This is a genomic window from Streptomyces sp. NPDC035033 (genome assembly GCF_040636735.1).
In the GTDB taxonomy this organism is placed as follows: domain Bacteria; phylum Actinomycetota; class Actinomycetes; order Streptomycetales; family Streptomycetaceae; genus Streptomyces.
In genome coordinates, this window is the sequence record NZ_JBEZUZ010000012.1 from 68,673 (window position 1) to 84,576 (window position 15,904).

A 15,904-nucleotide genomic window follows, 5' to 3' on the forward strand; every position below is an offset into this window, starting at 1 on the left:
CCGGCCCCCCTTCACTGGGACGGGTGATGTACGGGGTCCTGGCGCTACCTCTCGCGGCGGTGGGCCGTTGGGGTGCGGTGACGCCTTTGCAGTGACGGTTCTGCAACGGGGACCTGCGGGTTCCCGGCAGGATCCGGCGGCCCGCGGGCCGGCGTCGCGACGGTGAGGTCGATCCAACGGTGGGAGTGGCGCACGTGTGGGCAGCAGGCCAGGGTGACGGTGTCCGGTTCGCGGAGGCCGCCCACGGGCGCCGCGGACCGATCGAGCCGAGCGGGTCGATCGGTCCGGTCGACCCGGTCAGCCCGGTCAGCCCGACCAGTCCGACCGGAACGACCAGTCCGACCGGGACGACCGGGACGACCGGTCCGACCGGAACGACCGCTCCGGCCGTGTCTCCCGGTATGACCGAGCTGATCGGTCGGGAGTTCGAACTCGCGGCGCTGAGGGCGGCCCTGGCGGTGTGCCGGCTCGTCACCGTGACGGGCGCGGCCGGGGTCGGGAAGAGCCGGCTGGCGCTGGAGGCGGTCGCCTGCGCGCGGGGCGGTCCGCGGCAGGCCGCGGTGCGTGTCCGGTGGCACGACGGCGTCCCCGTGGGGCCCTGGGCGCCGGCGGCACGGATCGCCCGGGCGCTGGACGCGGCGACCGGCGCGACGGGCGGGCACGGGGCCCCGGACCTGGCGTCCGCCGTACGGTCCCTGCCGGGCGGCGGGCTGCTGCTCGTCCTGGACGACGTCGATCCCGTGCTCACCGAGTGCGCCGGGCTGGTCCGGTCGCTGCTGCGGGACGTACCGGCCCTGCGGGTCCTGGTCACGGCGCGCCGGCCGCTGGGGCTCGGCGGCGAGCACGTGCTGCGGCTCGGCCCGCTGGCGTCCGATGCCCCGCCGGGCGGCCGCTCGCCGGCGGCGGAGCTGTTCCACGCCCTGGCGGCCCGGCAGGGCCGGAGGGAGGAGCCGGACCACGGGGCGGTCGACCGGGTGTGCGCGCTGGTCGAGGGGGTGCCCCTGGCGCTCGAACTGGCCGTGGCACAGCTGGCGGACGTCAGCGTGGACGGGCTCGCCGACCGCCTGCGGGGCGGGCAGTGCTGGCTGTCGGCCCCCGGCACGCCCCTGAGGCGCCATCGTTCGGTCCGGGCGTCGATCGGCGCCGTGCACGCGCTGTGCGACCCGGCCGTCCGTACGGTCTGGCGGCGGCTGAGCGTGTTCGCGGGCGCCTTCACCGAACAGGCCGCGGTCTTCGTGTGCGAAGGGGCCGGGCTCTCCTCCGCGGACGTCCCTCCCGCCCTCGCCGAGCTGAGCGCGGTCGGTGTGCTCCGGGCCCTCGGCGAGACCGGCCCCGTCCCCGAGCCGCGCTATCTGATGGCCCGCGCCGCCCGTGACTTCGGGGCCGAGCGCCTCGCGGCGGCGGGCGAGTCCTCCGCGGGGCGGGCCCGGCACGCCCGGCACTGCCGGAGCACGGCGGTGGTCGCGGAGACGCTGTGGAACACCGGTCTCCAGCAGCAGGCCGTACGGCTCGTCCGCGACGCGCTCGACGGCGCCGGCGAACTCGCCGGCTTCCTCGGCCACGCCGTCCGGCACCCCGTCCACGCCGAGACGGCCGTGGAGACCGTCCTCCACCTCTGGTTCTGGTGGGCGGCGCAGAACCGCGGCGCGGAGGGCGCCGCCCGCCTCCTCGCCCTGCTCCCCCTCCTGCCCGAGGACAGTCCCCTGACGGCCCGCGGCCAGTGGCTGGCCGGCTGGCTCGCCGCCGACGCGGACTCCGCCACCGCCCGTCACCTCCTGGGCCTCGCCTGGCCCGCGGCCGTGCTCGCCGGGGACGACGCGCTCGTCGGCCGCATCGCGCACGCGCACGGCACGCTCGCCTGGAAGCGGCACGATCCGGCCGCGGCCGCCGCGTACTACCGGCAGGCCGCCGACACCGTCCCCGAGCACGCCCCGGGCGGCCCCGGTCCCATGGTCAGCCTCGCCGCCCTGGCCGTCGTCCAGGCGCACACCTCCCCCGCCCTGGCCGCCCGGACCGCGCGCCGGGCCCTCGCGCAGCCGGCCGGCTGCCACGACACCTGGGCCACGGCCCTCGCCCACTACGCCCGGGCCCTCGCGGACCACCGCGCCGGCCGGACCGGTCTCGCCCGCCGCCGGGCCCAGCGCGCCCTGGCGCACCTCGGGGCCCGGCTCGACGCCCCGCAGGCGCGCACCGCCCTGCGCCGCCTGCTCCACCACATCGACCACGGCCGCCCGGACCGCGCCACCCGGCCACCGGGCCCTCCGCGCGCGCTCCCGGCCGCGGCACCCGCGGTCCTCGGGACCTCGCGCGTCCGGTGAAGAGCGTGACGGTACCAGCGGCAAAACCGGTGGGCGAAGGGTTTCACGGACCGTCAGAGTGACCGGCGACGAGACGCCGACCCTTCCGAGCGGAGCACTGAACCATGTCCACCCTGCGCGTCACCGCCGAAGTCCTCACCGTCCATCCGCACCCGAACGCCGACGCCCTCGAACTGGCGCAGGTCGGGCTCTACCGGGCCGTGGTCGCCAAGGGCGCCTACCGCACCGGCGAGACCGCCGTGTACATCCCGGAGCAGGCCGTGCTGCCCGCCGCGCTCGTCGCGGAGCTGGGGCTCACGGGGCGACTGGCCGGGAAGGCGTCGGACCGGGTCAAGGCGGTGCGGCTGCGCGGGGAGCTGTCGCAGGGGATCGTCTGCCGGCCCGCCGCGCTCGCCGGCGTCGACCTCGACCGGGCCGCCGCCGACGGCACCGACTTCGCGGAGCGGCTCGGGATCACCAAGTGGGTGCCGCCGATACCGCCGACCATGAGCGGGGACGTCGAGGCCGCCCCCGACCTGCTCCCCTGGGTCGACATCGAGAACCTGCACCGCTACCCCGGCGTCTTCGAGCCCGGTGAGGAGGTCGTCCTGACGGAGAAGGTCCACGGCACGGCCTGCCTGCTCACCTACGTCGCCGACGGCGGACGGCTCCACGTCTCCTCCAAGGGCTTCGGCGCCAAGGGGCTCGCCCTGCGGGAGGACCCGCGCAACCTGTACTGGCGCGCCGTGCGCGGCCACGGGCTGCCCGCCGTCGCCGAGCGGCTCGCCGCCCGTCTCGGGGCCACCCGGATCGGCCTCTTCGGCGAGGTCTACGGCTCCGGCGTCCAGGACCTCGGGTACGGCGCCGACGCGCGCGGCGAGCGCGTCGGCTACGCCCTCTTCGACGTGTCGGCCGAGATCGACGGCCGGGTCCGCTGGCTGGACCCGGCCGAGGTCCTGGAGCCGGGCGAGGTGCCCCTCGTACCGCGGCTGTACGCGGGGCCGTACGACCTCGACACCGTCCTCGCGCACGCGAGCGGCGCCGAGACCGTGTCCGGGCGCTCCGCCCATCTGCGGGAGGGCGTGGTGGTCCGGCCGGCCGTCGAGCGGTACAGCCCGGTCACCGGCGGCCGCGCCGTCGCCAAGGCGGTCAGCCCGGCCTACCTCACCCGCAAGGGCGGCACCGAGTACGAGTGACCCGGCCGCCGGGCGCCCCCGACGGGGCGGCCGGCCGCTCCGGTCGCGTCCCGCCCGTGTCCTACCGCCAGGTCGCGGTGTCGGGGTCGACGCCGTGGGCGCGGGCGGCGGCGTCGATGACGCGGCGGAACCAGGCGGCGAGGCCGGGCCGGACGGCGTCGTAGTGGGCGGCGAAACCCGGATCGGTCTCGTACGTGCGGCCGAGGCAGACCTGCATCTCCCGGCTGAGGGGGAAGTACGAGGCGGTGAAGAGCGCGCGGTGCCGTTCGGCGAGCCGGTTCGCCTCGGGGCCGCCGGGGGCGGCGCCGGCGTCCATCGCGTCCGCGAGGGCGCGTTCGAGGCCGGTCATGGCGTCGGCGACGGCCCGCCACTCCTCCGGGCCCCGGGAGGCGGAGCGTTCGGCGTACTGCCGCCACTGCGGCGTGTCCCCGTAGCGCCGCCGGGCCCGGGCGGTCCACTCCGGGTCCCAGCGCGGGCCGAAGAGCGCGGCCTGCTGTTCGGCGGTCAGCAGCAGGCCGCGCTCGTGGGCGTCGATCATCCGGTCCAGTCCGGCGCCGAGCCGCTCCAGGCGCTCGATCCGTTCGGCGACCTGGGCGCGCTGGGCGCGCAGCGCGCCGGCCACGTCCGCGGCCGAGTCGTCCAGGACGGTCCGGATCCTGTCCAGGCCGAGGCCGAGCTCGCGGTAGACGACGATGCGGTGCAGGCGTTCCAGGTCGCCGGCGGTGTAGAGCCGGTACCCGCCGGACGTGCGCAGCGACGGCCGCGCCAGGCCGATCTCGTCCCAGTGGTGCAGGGCGCGGACGGTCACCGCCAGGCGGGCCGCGACCTGACCCACGGTCAGGCCAGCGCTGTCCGTCGTGCTGTCGTCGTCGGCGATATCAGTCATGCTTCCCATGGTCGCCGGATGCGCCGGCCGGCGGGGTGATCCCCATGGCCGCGAGGTTCCGCGCCTCCTGGCTGTCCGGGTCGAAGGGCTTCGCCGCGGTGACGACGATCCGGGCGTTCTCGGGGGTGATCACCTCCACGTCGCGGGTGTTCCAGGGGGTGTCCCGCGGGTCGCCGACCGCGTCCGGGCGCACCGCCCGGCAGGCGGCGACGAGCGGGTCGATCTCGCCGAGCACGCACGCGAAGGAGAAGCTCATCGCCGGCGGCTCCTCCGGCACGCTCTCCGCCGCGACGAGGAGCACGTCCTGGAACGCCCACCGGCGCAGGTGCACCAGCGTGCCAGGGATGCCGAACAGTTCGAAGAACCCGAGTCCGCGCGTCCAGAAGTCCACCGACTCCGCCAGGTCGCTCGTGGGGATCGTCACGAACGCGGGCATCCCGTAGATGCCGCGGAACGGCTCCGGGGGGACCGCGTCCGGGCCGGGGTCGGGGACGGGGCTGATCTCGAACGCGTCGTAGTGGTCGCTCATGGGCCCCACTCTTCAGCCTCACGCGGCGTGAGGGTCAAGTCCGTTCCCTGGCCGGTCCGCGCGGGCCCGCCGGCCTCCCCGCCCGAGGGCCGGGAGCCGTTTCCTCCCGGGCGGGCCCGCCGGCCTCCCGCGCCTCGCCCGGAGCGGCGCCGCGCCCGGCCGTCCGGTCCACCGACCGCCGCGGCACGCGCGGGGCGCCGTTCTCCGGCACCCCGCGGTGCGCGGCGAGCGCGGGGCCGTTCAGGCGGTGCGCTTCGCCCGGGCCGTCGTCCTCGTGCCGATCTCGTGCTCCCGCCGTGCGGCCTCCAGGAGCCTGGCCCAGGAGTGGACCGTGGGCCGGCGCTTCAGGAGGGCGCGACGCTCGCGTTCCGTCATGCCGCCCCACACGCCGTGCTCGATCCGGCGGTCGAGCGCGTACGCGAGGCACTCGGCGCGCACCGGGCAGCCGGTGCACAGCGTCTTGGCGCGGTTCTGGGCCGCTCCCTCGACGAACAGCTCGTCCGCACTCACCGTCCGGCACAACCCGGACGCCATCCAACTTCCTTCCACGAGCCCCCACTTTCCCCGCACGCCGCCCCTGTTCCGCCCGCGGCGTTCCACAGAGCAGGCACGCTACGGAGGCACGTGCCGCAGGTCTACAACTCGCACCGCGCTTCGCTCCATCGGGTGACACCGACCGTCGAAGGGCCGTGGCCGGAGAGCTGACGGCACTTCACGCGCGGGGCGGCCCGGGGGTGGTGGGCTGGTCTACGGTGGGAGCGGACGTCCGTTCAGAAGGCTCCGGCCGACCGGAAGGAGAGCCCGTCATGGGTGCCCTGCCCCGCTCCGACGAGCCCGGGATCCCCCGTACCGCCAACGCGATCGCGGCCGCCCTCACGCCGGGCCGGAAGGGGGCGTTCCTGGAGGAACTGCTCGCCGCCCAGGCGGGCGACGAGCAGTTGGCCGTGATGGAGCGCTGGCACCTGCGGGCGGTCGCGGACACCCGTCGCACGGACGCCGACCGCGCCCAGGCGGCCGCGCTGCGGACCGGCGACCGCGGCGGGGTGCGCGCCCTCGACGACGTCCTCGGCTCGCTGAGCGGGGCCTGGTGAGCCACGGCTTGACCGATCAGGCCGCCGCGGTCCTCTCGGCCATGTCCGCCAAGGCGCCCGAGACCTTCGCCGCCACCGTCCGGGTCCTGGCCGCCGTCGTGGCGGCGCACGGGCGGGGCACCGTGCCGCCCGGGGCGAGCCCCACCGACCGGTGGGGCGATGTGTACGACCTCGACGTCCCCGGTCACCCCGTGCTCGTCGAGTGGTTCACCGGGGACCCGGACGCGGTGACCGTCACCCGGGTCACGTGGTTGGAGGGCGTCCCGTAGCCCCGTCCGCCGAGGGGTTCCGGTACGTCCTCCGGCCCTCGCCGTCCCGGCCGGCGGCCGGGCGCGGCGCGGTCCGGCGAGGGCCCCGGGGCGGCGGGCGGGCCTGGACCCGCTGCCCCCGGCCGGGGCCGCGGCCCTCGGAACCCTCCTCGCCGGCCGGCTCGGCCGCCTCGAACCGCCGGCGCCGGGCCGGGACCGGCGGGATTGAAGCGAACGCGGCCGGGTAGCGGCGGTCTCGTACGGAAAGCGACCCACGCCGCTGCCGGAGACCGGGCGTGCCGGCGGTACGACAGCGGCCGGAAAGGGGTGTCCGCCATGACGGACGAGGCCATGGGCGACGAGGTGTACCAGCCGACGGACGGGAACGAGGAGCAGGAGGACGCGGCGGCCCTGGACCTCCAGAACACCCTGGACGAGAACGACTACGACGACGTGCTCGACCAGGGGTACTCGCCCCCGGAGAGGCCGCTCGGCGTGGAGAAGGCCGGGACGACCGCCGGGGAGCAGCGGGAGGGCGAGACCCTCGACGAGCGGCTCCGGGAGGAGGTGCCCGACGTCGGCGCCGGGGCCGGCGCGGACGCCGACGGTGTCGGCGACCTGCCGGGAGGCGACGGAGAGCCCCTCGACGGCGAGGTCGGCGACCGCAGGGCCGGGCGGCTCGTCGCCCCGGACGAGGGGGTGCGGGAGGACGTCGACCAGGCGCCCCTGGCCTCGGACGTCGGCATCGACGGCGGCGCGGCGGGAGCGGAGGAGGCGGCGGTGCACGTCGTACCCGATCCGGACGCGGCGGAGACCTGACGGCGCGCCGCGGACAACGGCGTACGGCCGCGTCGCGGGGCGCCCGCGCTTTTGCCGGATCGGCAACACGAGTGGCCCGGCGGGGAGGGGCTGCGTCACGGTGGGGCCATGCCTGACGACATCGCAGCAGCGCCCTTCCCGTCCGACCGTTCGCCGTCCGGCGGCTCCTCGTCCGACGAGGGCTTCACCGAGGGTTACGTCGGTGATCCCGCCGTGCGGGAGGAGTGGGACAACCGGTACGCCGAGCGGCAGCGGCTCTGGAGCGGGCAGCCCAACGGGGCGCTCGTGGCGGAGGTCGCCGGCCTCGCTCCCGGGCGGGTGCTCGACGTCGGCTGCGGCGAGGGGGCGGACGCCATCTGGCTCGCCCGCACCGGCTGGGACGTGACCGCCCTGGAGGTCTCGGGGGTGGCGCTGCGGCGGGCGGCCGCGCATGCCCGGGAGGCCGGCGTCGGCATCCGCTGGGTCCACGCCGGACTGGCCGAGGCGGCCCTCCCGCCCGCCTCCTTCGACCTGGTCTCCGCGCAGTACCCGGCCCTGCCGCGCACCCCCGGCTCCTCGGCCGAGCGGGCGCTGCTCGCGGCAGTCGCCCCCGGGGGCGTGCTGCTGCTCGTCCACCACGCGGGCATGGAGACCCGCTCCGCGTCCGACGGCGCCTTCGACCCCGCCGACTACGTCTGGCCCTCGATGGTCGCCGCGCTCCTCGACGACGACTGGCGGGTGGAGGTGGACGAGCAGCGGCCCCGCGTGGTTCCCGAGGGCGGCGCCGGCGCCCACCACGCCCACGACGTCGTCCTGCGGGCCCGCCGGCTGCGCTGACGCGGGCGGCACCGCCCGGGCCGTCGCCGTGACCGCGTCCGTGTCCGTGTCCGCGTCCGCGTCCTGTCAGCGGGGGAGGTCGCGCAGGTCCCGGACGTACCGGTCGAGCGCCGTGCCGCGCGCGGCGGGGGGCGGGACGGCGGGGGTGAATCCGGCCCGCCGGGCGACGGCCGCGGAGGCGGGGTTCGCCGGGTCGACCTGGATCACCGCCTCGTCGCCGCCCTCCGCGGCCGCGTACCGGACCGCCAGGAGGACCGCCCGGGTGGCCAGGCCCCGGCCCCTCCAGGCCGGGTAGAGGCCGTAGGCGACGTTCACCTGGCCGGGCGCCAGGCCGTCCGCCGCGAACCGCAGGTCGACCGTGCCCGCGAGGGTGCCGGCGGCGCCCGCCCTGATGCCGAAGGCGCGGAGCGGTCCGGCGGTCTCCCACTGCTCCCGGCAGTGCCGGAGGTACGCCTCGACGCCCTCGCGCGTCCCGGGGCCGCCGTTGAGCCAGCGGACCAGGGGCTCGTCCTCCCCCGCGAGGTGCGCCTCCGCGTCGTCCGGGCACAGCGGCGTCAGCGTGATCGTCCCGTCGGCCGGTGTCACTTCGCGCATCCGCCGATTCTCGGCGCCGGAGCGGCGGCGCGCCATCGGTTTCCGCCGGGCCGGGCCCGCCCTCCGGGCCGGTCCGCGGGACCGGGCGGACCGAAGCCCCGGCGGACTTCCTCCACACCTGCGACCACCACCGCCGCCCCACCGCAGCCGCGGGTCGACACACCTAGCGGGGGCCCACCCCCTGGACCTTCGGGGTCGGGGCGGGGCGGGCGCGGGAGAGCTTCGCGGCCGTGCCGCGGGCCGTTTCGAAGGCCGTGACCGGGTCGCCGTCCTTGCGCCAGGGCTGGGCGCCGCACCACGGTCCGATCAGGCGGAACTGCTCCAGGGCGGGCGCGTACAGCATCGCCCGGAGCATGTAGTGCGCCAGCAGGTGGCGCAGGGCCGGCAGGCGCTCGTCGTCGGGCGCGACGTGCTCGAACGAGGCGGCGACCCGCTTCAGGAAGATCCTCGTCAGGGGCGTAGCGGGCAGCGCGGGGGCGCCGGGGCGGTCGGTGAGCTCGTTCAGCGCGTGCAGGTAGATCCCGGCGAGCGGGCTGCCGGGCGGGGCCTTGCGGACCGCCCGGCGGGCGAAGCGCAGCATCCGCCGGTCGCTGCCGAACCACTTGGCGCACCAGTACTGGAGGGCCTGCCAGTGCCCCTCGTAGTGGTGGGGCGCGCGGGCCACGAGCTCTTCCCAGAGCGGCCTGAACCGCGCGCGGTCGTACTGCGCCCCGCGTGCCGCCGTGATCATGACGACCCAGGGGCCCGGGTTCGCGGGGTCGAGCAGTGCGGCCCGCCGCGCCTCCTCGATCGCGGCCGGGAGCATGGCGCGGAAGCGGTCCATGTCCGAGGACAGGACCTCGTGGGCGTACCCGCTCCCCCGGATCTCCCAGGCGCGGTGGACCATCATGCTCGCGTGGAGGGTGGCCGCGTCGCAGTTCCCGGGCTCGGCGGCGCGCCAGGCGTCGAGCCAGGCGTCGTCCTCCCGGGCGACGTGCTGCAGGAGTTCGAGCCGGTCCCAGCGCTCGTCCCAGTCCTCGCCGGCCGCCCGGACGTACCGCTCGGCCGGTTTCCAGTCCCCCGCCCACGCGGCGTCGGCGACGGCCTGCCGCTCCTCCGCGCGGTGCGCCGGCGCGGGCGGGCCAGCCCGCCGGGGGTCCAGCGCCTCGCGGGGCGGGAGGCCGTAGGCGGGGGCGACGAAGTGCTCTCCGACCCAGCGCTCGACGTTCCGGGGGGTGAGGAAGAGGCGGTAGAGCGCGTAGGAAAGCGCGCCGACCAGGGCAGCGAGGAAGAGGGTCACGGCGGGGAATCATCCCCCCTTCGGTCACTCTCCGCAATAGTTCAGGCCAACGAAAGGGGGAGGTCAGGGCACGGTTCGGGGGTCCGCTCGCCGGCCGACGCAGCGGTCGGTGACCGTCGGCGAACACCCCGGCGGCGGACACGGCCCCCGAACTCCCGCGCGTCCGTCCGGAGTTCGGGGACGGGCCGGGTCAGCCGGTCGTGCCGTCGAGCATCTCGCGCAGGATGTCGAGGTGGCCGTTGTGGCGGGCCGTCTCCTCGGTGAGGTGGAGGAGGATCCAGCGCAGGTCGACGCGGAGGCCGCCGCGGACGGTGCCCTCGGCCTTGGTGTCCAGGCTGTGGGCGGCGGCCAGTTCGCGGTACCGGACGCTCTGTTCGGCGTACTCGTCGAGGAGCCGCGCGAGCGGGAAGTCGACGGCGATCCGCATCTCCCGGTCGGGGTCCTCCTCGGTCCAGGGGCCCTGGTCCTCCTCGCCGAGGAAGACCACCTGGAACCAGTAGTACTCGACCCAGCGCAGGTGGTTGATCAGTCCGCTCAGGGTCATCAGCGGCGAGCCCGGCAGGAGCGCCTTGCGGGCGTTCTCCTCGGAGACGCCCGCGCACTTGGCGCGGGCGGTGTCGCGGGCGTAGTCGAGGAACGTGGTGAGCTGGGTGCGCTCGTCCCACGCGGGCGGCGTGTCGTCGATCTTGGTCGTCATCGCACGAAGCGTCCCCGATCCCGTGGCCGTTGTCGAGGCGTTTTACGGGGGCCGGGCGGTAGACGGCGACGGAGCCGGCCGGTGCGCCGCGCCGCTTCCGCCGGTGGTGAACAGCGGCCCGGACGGGCGCGGGCGGTGCTTACGGTCGGGGCATGACGACAGTGACGACACGCACGGTCACATATCCGGCCGACGGACTGACCATGGTCGGCCACCTCGCCCTCCCGGCCGGTGACGGCCGCCGGCCGGCGGTGCTGCTGGGGCCCGAGGGGCCGGGGCTGAACGACTTCCAGCGCAGCCGGGCCGACGCCCTGGCCGAGCGGGGGTACGTGGTGCTGGCCTTCGACATCAACGGCGGACGGTGGCTCGGCGACCCCCAGGAGATGCTGGCGTGGGCGACCCCCCTGCTCGCCGATCCGGACCGGATGCGGGCCATCGGGCACGCGGCGCTCGACGTGCTGCGCGCCGAGCCCCGGACCGACCCCGACCGGATCGCCGCCATCGGGTACGGCACCGGGGGCGCCATCGCGCTGGAACTCGGCCGGGACGGGGTCGACCTGCGGGCGATCGGGACGGTCAACGCGCTGACCACGGGCCGCCCGGGCGAGGCGGCCCGGATCCGCTGCCCCGTGTGGGCGGGGGTCGGGTCGGAGGACCCGATCATGCCGGACGCGCAGCGGGACGCGTTCATCGCCGAGCTGCGGGACGCCGGTGTCGACTGGCGGCTCGTGGTGTACGGCGGCGCCCAGCACGCCTTCCACCATCCGCCCGTCGACCACGCGACGCGCCCCGGCGTCGGCCACCATCCGCTCCAGGCCGAGCGGGCCTGGCGCGACGTCCTCGGCCTGCTCGCCGAGTGCCTGCCCCTGCCGGAAGCGGAGTGAGCCGCCGCCGGCGGTCCGCCGGCCCGCGCTGAGAGCGCGCCTGTCCGGCGGCCTCCCCGGGGGTGTCTCACGGTGCGCCGGGCGGGGTGTCCTCGCGGTCGCGGTGGTCTTCCGCCGCCGTCCGGCAGGCGCTCGGCCGCCGTCCCGTGTGGCGGACGAAGAGGGCGGTGAACGTGCCCGCGTCGCGGTAGCCGACGTCGGCGGCGATGGCGGCGACGGTCCGGTCGGTCGTCTCCAACAGGTGCCGGGCCCGGCGCACCCGCGCGGCGTGCAGGTACGCGAGGGGCGTCCGGCCGGTCTCGGCGCCGAAGCGGCGCAGCAGGGTCCTGGTGCTGACGCCGAACTCCCGGGCGAGGGCCGGCAGGTCGTAGCGGGCGGCGAGGTCCTGGTCGAGCCGGCGCATGACGCCGGCCGCGAAGCCGTGCCCCGCCGTCGGCAGGAGGTCCGTGTCGACGTACGGCGCCTGGGTGGACCTGGTGTCGTCCAGGAGGGCCAGGCGCGCGGTGCTCCGGGCGACCCCGGGGCCGTCGTGCTCGCGGACGAACCGCAGGGCGAAGTCGTACATGGCGGCGAACGCGGCCGTGGTCGTCACCCCGCGGTCGGTCACGACCAGTTCCTCGCGGCGCAGCCGCACGCCGGGGTAGCGGTGGGCGAGGCGGTCCGCGTACCGCCAGGAGGTCGTCGCGGCCCGGCCGTCGAGCAGTCCCGCCTCCGCGAGGAGGAAGGCGCCGACGCAGATCGACACCACGGCGGTGCCCGACGCGGCCCGGTCGCGGATCACGGCGATCTCGGGCCGGAGCTTCGCGAGGGCGGCGTCCGGGTCGAGGGCGGGGGGCGGTTCGAAGCCCGGCACGATCAGGACGTCGGCCGGGCGGACCGCCGTGACGTCGATGCGCGCGCCGCCGGAGGCGGTCACCCGGCGGCGCGGCGAGACCACGGACGTCGTGTACGAGGGCTCCGCCGCTCCCCGGGCCGCGGCGACGCGCGCGGCCATGGTGAGGACGTCGGGCACGCCGAAGACCTCGGAGGCGAAGCAGCCGGGATAGGCCAGCACGCTGACCCGCAGCGGGCTCATGGGACCTCCGGTGGCCAGTGGGGTGGCGGTATTCCCGGGAGACGTGGCGACATCGCCGGTTCTCCGGGGGTCCAGGGTCCCGTCATCCTTCCTGCCATGGCAACCACACGGCGGCAGTGCGACGACCCCCTGGACGACTTCGAGCGCAGGGAGGTCGAGGTGGAGGGCGTCGGGAAACGGGTGTACGTGACGGGGGCGGGGCCCGCGGTCGTCGTCATGCCGGAGATGCCGGGGATCAGTCCGGACGTGGCCCGGTTCGCGCGGTGGATCCGGGAGGCCGGGTTCTCGGTGTACGTGCCGTCGCTGTTCGGTGTCGACGGGGCCTATCCCCGCGCCGAGGCGGCCGCGACCGTCGTCCGGCGCGCCTGTGTCAGCGCCGAGTTCCGGGCGTTCGCCGGCGGGGGCACCAGTCCGGTGGTCGGCTGGCTGCGGGGGCTGGCGCGCGCTGCGCACGCCGAGCGGGGCGGGCCGGGCGTCGGGGCCGTCGGTCTGTGCTTCACCGGCAACTTCGCCCTCGCCATGGCGCTCGAACCCGCCGTCGTGGCGCCGGTGGTCAACCATCCGTCCCTGCCGCTCGACGACCCCGCCGGGCTCGAACTGGACGAGGCGGACGCCGCCGCCGTGGCCGAGCGGATCGGCCGGGACCGGCTGAAGGTGCTCGCCTACCGCTTCGAGAACGACCGGTGGTGCACGGGGCAGCGGTTCGCGGCGTACCGGGCGCTGCTCGGCGACGCCTTCGACGGCCGCGTGCTGCCCGACGGGGCGGCGAACACCGACCCCCCGCCCTTCTTCCGCGAGGTCGTCGGCTGCCCCCACAGCGTCGTGACGGCCCATCTCGTGGACGAGGCCGGCCACCCCACCGTGCGGGCCCGCGACGAGATCGTCGCCTTCCTGGCCGAACGGCTCAAGGGACCGGCGGCACGGTGAGGCCGGGGCGGCCCGGCCGTGCGGCGGCCGGAGGGCCCGGACGGTGCCGGAGGCGGGCTCCGCGTCGTGGACGCGGGGGTCCGCTCGGTGTCGCCGGGGACCTGGAACGACTCGGAGGACGGCGGCGGCGCGCCGGCCTGGCCGGCGGACTCGGAGGAGGCCAGGGAGCGGCTCACCGCGCGGGACGTCGCCGAGACCATCGGTTTCCTGGCGACGCCGCCGCGGGTGAACCTCCAGCAGGTCACCGTCATGCCCACCGGTCAGCCCTCCTGGCGGGAGGGGCCCCGCCCGCCCCGGGGAAGGGGCCGGCGGGCGGGGCCGTACGATCGCGGTGTGACGATCACGTACGAGTGGCGGGGCCCGTTCGACGACGCCTCCCTCGACGCCCTGCACGCCGACGGCTTCGGGCACCCGGTGACCGGGACCGACTGGCGGACGCAACTCGAACGGCACAGCCTCGGCTGGGTCTGCGCCCGGGAGGACGGCGCGCTGATCGGCTTCGTCAACGTCGTCTGGGACGGCGGGGTCCACGCCTTCCTCCTGGACACGGTGGTCGCCCGGCGGTGCCAGGGCGAAGGGGTGGGCGCCGCGCTCGTCACCACGGCCGTCGAACGGGCCCGCGCCGCGGGGTGCGCGTGGCTGCACGTCGACTTCGAGGACCACCTCCGCCCGTTCTACCTCGACGCCTGCGGCTTCGAGGAGACGACGGCCGGGCTGATCGCCCTCTAGGGACGCCCGCCTGTCCCCGCCCCCGGGGGCGGGGCGACCGGCCGCGCGGCGCCGTCCTCGCCGTGGGCCCGGCGCCGGCCGCGGGTCAGGAGACGAGGCGGGTCTCCACCTCCCTCAGCTTCACCGTGCACAGGCCGCCGCGCTCGGCCTTCACGTCCATGACCTCCAGCTGGGTGCCGGGGGCGAGGATGTACTCCTCCTCGCCGGTGAAGGCGGAGAAGCTGCGGATGCCCACCGCGCGGGCCGGGGTCACCTCGAACAGGGTCCGCCTGCCGCGGCCGCCGAGGAAGGCGCGGGCGACGCCGAGTTCGGAGGTGCAGGAGGAGACGCCCCACCAGGTGACCGTCGAGCCGACGGGGTACTGGCTCCGCAGGTCCAGCGCGACGCCCCGCCACAGGGGATCGGTCCGCACGGGCAGCGACTCGACCGCCGAGAACAGCAGCCGGAGGTACGGCAGGTAGGGCACCACGCGGTCGCGGTCCGGGGAGCGCAGGACCGCGTTGATGTTCCGGTAGAAGCCGGACTCGCAGGTGTAGAGGAAGAGCGCGGCGATGGCGTCGGCGGAGAGTCCGGCGCCGGCCTGCTCGTCGGCGCGCCGCTTGCCGAACTCGCGGGAGCGGTCGATGTGCCGGCCGAGGCCGCGCAGCACCTGGGTGACGGGGGCGACGGCGTCCTCGAAGGACATCAGCGGGGTGTCGAAGACGCCGGTGAGCGGCGGCAGGACGTGCCCCTCGTCGCGGACGCTGGTGAGCCGCTCCAGGTACAGCTGGTGGAGCTCCATCGTGGAGGCGATGAAGGCGCCCATGCGGCCGGCGACGTCGGCGTCCGGGCCTCCGCCCGTGGTGGTGCCGGTGCCGGCTGCGGCACCGGCCGGGGGCTTGTTCCAGCCCTTGCTGGGCAGCCAGTCGATCGCGTCGGCGCCGAGGGACAGCAGGGCGTCGTTGACGGTGGCGAGGTGGTCGCCGTCGCAGAAGACGTCGCCCTGCGCGGCCGGGTTGGCGTGGTCGATGTGGCGGACCTCGACGCCCGGGTAGTTCTTCTCCAGGCGCTGCACGGTCTTCTTCAGGCTGCGGGCGTGGGCGCCCCACCAGGCGAAGACGACGCCCCGGTCCTCCGGGTCCTCGGCGTCCTGCTTGGCGCGGAGGATCTCCTCGACGATCCGCTCGGCGACGGGCCGCCAGAAAGCGGTGTGCCGGTCGGTGGCCATGGCGCCGTCGGCGCTGGCGGTCAGCGAGGCGTTCAGGAGGAGGACGCCCTGGGTGAGCATGGCCTGGAACCACTCGGGCGGCTGGACCGCGTCCCGTTCCCTCAGCAGGGCGCGGACGTCGGCGATGGGGGTCTTCTTGACGATGCCGTACTTCCACATCGCCGCCGCCTTGATGAGGCAGCGGATGCTGACGACCCGTCCGAACTGGCTGTCCTTCCAGTCGTTGAAGGTGTTGTCGAACATGGCGATGCCGGTGGCGCTCTCCGGCCGCGGGTAGGGGTTCTGGCCGAAGACGACGACCTTCCACTTGTGCGGCGGGTGGGGCTTGAGCGCCTGGAAGGTGAGCTCGCGGACCGGGACGACCTGCGGGCTGCGGGTGGGCCCGATGAACCGGTCGGCGTCCGGGCGGGCCTCGATGACGGGCTTGAGGAGGGGCAGCCACGGTTCGCCGCCGCCGGTGAACAGTTCGGCGAGGGCGAGGGGGTCGTTCGGGTCGGGCTGGGTCGACGGCGCGGCGGCGTCGGTCATGGCGGGGGAGCTCCCGGTGGTCGCGGCTTCGGGCGTCTGGTGCGGGGTGGGCTGCTGGGCGGGGGCGGCCTGGTCAGCGGGGAGACCGGTCGGGCCGGCGGG

17 protein-coding genes are annotated in these 15,904 nt (G+C 76.2%); 9 read left to right on the top strand and 8 right to left on the bottom strand.

Going from position 1 to position 15,904, the window contains the following annotated elements:
• Nucleotides 1-401: 401 nt before the first annotated feature.
• Both AB0E83_RS07995 and AB0E83_RS08000 read left to right on the top strand, forming a co-directional pair.
• Nucleotides 402-2,318 (top strand): AAA family ATPase, encoded by a 1,917-nt coding sequence (locus AB0E83_RS07995; protein ID WP_362107587.1) that lies wholly within the window; start codon nt 402-404, stop codon nt 2,316-2,318.
• Nucleotides 2,319-2,422: 104 nt separating this feature from the next.
• Nucleotides 2,423-3,493, top strand: a complete 1,071-nt coding sequence (locus AB0E83_RS08000) for an RNA ligase (ATP) (protein WP_362107590.1) — start codon at nt 2,423-2,425, stop codon at nt 3,491-3,493.
• A gap of 61 nt (nt 3,494-3,554) precedes the next feature.
• Here AB0E83_RS08000 and AB0E83_RS08005 read toward each other — a convergent pair whose 3' ends face one another.
• The 3 genes from AB0E83_RS08005 to AB0E83_RS08015 form a co-directional block, all read right to left on the bottom strand.
• The gene (locus AB0E83_RS08005) at nt 3,555-4,379 is read right to left on the bottom strand and encodes a MerR family transcriptional regulator (RefSeq protein WP_362107593.1); all 825 of its coding nucleotides are present in this window, start codon (nt 4,377-4,379) and stop codon (nt 3,555-3,557) included.
• On the bottom strand, nt 4,372-4,908 hold the full coding sequence (locus AB0E83_RS08010) for a VOC family protein (protein WP_362107596.1): 537 nt from the start codon (nt 4,906-4,908) through the stop codon (nt 4,372-4,374). Before AB0E83_RS08010 ends, AB0E83_RS08005 begins: the two co-directional genes overlap by 8 nt.
• A 240-nt stretch (nt 4,909-5,148) precedes the next feature.
• The gene (locus tag AB0E83_RS08015; RefSeq protein ID WP_362107599.1) at nt 5,149-5,442 is read right to left on the bottom strand and encodes a WhiB family transcriptional regulator; all 294 of its coding nucleotides are present in this window, start codon (nt 5,440-5,442) and stop codon (nt 5,149-5,151) included.
• A gap of 272 nt (nt 5,443-5,714) precedes the next feature.
• On the opposite strand from AB0E83_RS08015, the gene AB0E83_RS08020 reads away from it, so the two are divergent.
• The 4 genes from AB0E83_RS08020 (at nt 5,715) to AB0E83_RS08035 (ending at nt 7,882) form a co-directional block, all read left to right on the top strand.
• The gene (locus AB0E83_RS08020) at nt 5,715-5,999 is read left to right on the top strand and encodes a hypothetical protein (RefSeq protein ID WP_362107602.1); all 285 of its coding nucleotides are present in this window, start codon (nt 5,715-5,717) and stop codon (nt 5,997-5,999) included.
• Between the two features lie 8 nt (nt 6,000-6,007).
• Nucleotides 6,008-6,268 carry a hypothetical protein gene (locus AB0E83_RS08025; protein ID WP_362107605.1) on the top strand — a complete coding sequence of 87 codons (261 nt, stop codon included), beginning with the start codon at nt 6,008-6,010 and terminating at the stop codon, nt 6,266-6,268.
• A 315-nt stretch (nt 6,269-6,583) separates the two neighbouring features.
• Nucleotides 6,584-7,066: a DUF5709 domain-containing protein gene (locus AB0E83_RS08030; protein WP_362107607.1), complete on the top strand. Its 483-nt coding sequence runs from the start codon at nt 6,584-6,586 to the stop codon at nt 7,064-7,066.
• A 108-nt stretch (nt 7,067-7,174) separates the two neighbouring features.
• Entirely contained in the window at nt 7,175-7,882 is a 708-nt protein-coding gene (locus AB0E83_RS08035) for a methyltransferase domain-containing protein (protein WP_362107610.1), read from the top strand.
• A gap of 66 nt (nt 7,883-7,948) precedes the next feature.
• Here AB0E83_RS08035 and AB0E83_RS08040 read toward each other — a convergent pair whose 3' ends face one another.
• The 3 genes from AB0E83_RS08040 to AB0E83_RS08050 form a co-directional block, all read right to left on the bottom strand.
• Nucleotides 7,949-8,476 carry a GNAT family N-acetyltransferase gene (locus AB0E83_RS08040; RefSeq protein WP_362107613.1) on the bottom strand — a complete coding sequence of 176 codons (528 nt, stop codon included), beginning with the start codon at nt 8,474-8,476 and terminating at the stop codon, nt 7,949-7,951.
• A gap of 163 nt (nt 8,477-8,639) precedes the next feature.
• Nucleotides 8,640-9,755, bottom strand: a complete 1,116-nt coding sequence (locus AB0E83_RS08045) for a hypothetical protein (RefSeq protein ID WP_362107616.1) — start codon at nt 9,753-9,755, stop codon at nt 8,640-8,642.
• Between the two features lie 190 nt (nt 9,756-9,945).
• Nucleotides 9,946-10,452, bottom strand: coding sequence for a DinB family protein (locus tag AB0E83_RS08050; RefSeq protein ID WP_362107619.1), 507 nt, complete (start codon nt 10,450-10,452; stop codon nt 9,946-9,948).
• A gap of 152 nt (nt 10,453-10,604) precedes the next feature.
• On the opposite strand from AB0E83_RS08050, the gene AB0E83_RS08055 reads away from it, so the two are divergent.
• A complete protein-coding gene (locus AB0E83_RS08055; protein ID WP_362107622.1) occupies nt 10,605-11,336 on the top strand; it encodes a dienelactone hydrolase family protein in 732 nt (243 codons plus the stop codon).
• Between the two features lie 67 nt (nt 11,337-11,403).
• Here the strand turns inward: AB0E83_RS08055 and AB0E83_RS08060 are convergent, their stop codons facing one another.
• Nucleotides 11,404-12,411, bottom strand: a complete 1,008-nt coding sequence (locus AB0E83_RS08060; RefSeq protein ID WP_362107625.1) for a helix-turn-helix domain-containing protein — start codon at nt 12,409-12,411, stop codon at nt 11,404-11,406.
• A gap of 96 nt (nt 12,412-12,507) precedes the next feature.
• Here AB0E83_RS08060 and AB0E83_RS08065 point away from each other — a divergent pair, with 96 nt between their 5' ends.
• Nucleotides 12,508-13,338, top strand: coding sequence for a dienelactone hydrolase family protein (locus AB0E83_RS08065; RefSeq protein ID WP_362107628.1), 831 nt, complete (start codon nt 12,508-12,510; stop codon nt 13,336-13,338).
• Nucleotides 13,339-13,671: 333 nt separating this feature from the next.
• Entirely contained in the window at nt 13,672-14,067 is a 396-nt protein-coding gene (locus AB0E83_RS08070; RefSeq protein ID WP_362107711.1) for a GNAT family N-acetyltransferase, read from the top strand.
• A gap of 85 nt (nt 14,068-14,152) precedes the next feature.
• Here AB0E83_RS08070 and AB0E83_RS08075 read toward each other — a convergent pair whose 3' ends face one another.
• Nucleotides 14,153-15,802 (bottom strand): ADP-ribosyltransferase domain-containing protein, encoded by a 1,650-nt coding sequence (locus tag AB0E83_RS08075; protein WP_362107631.1) that lies wholly within the window; start codon nt 15,800-15,802, stop codon nt 14,153-14,155.
• Between the last annotated feature and the right edge of the window lie 102 nt (nt 15,803-15,904).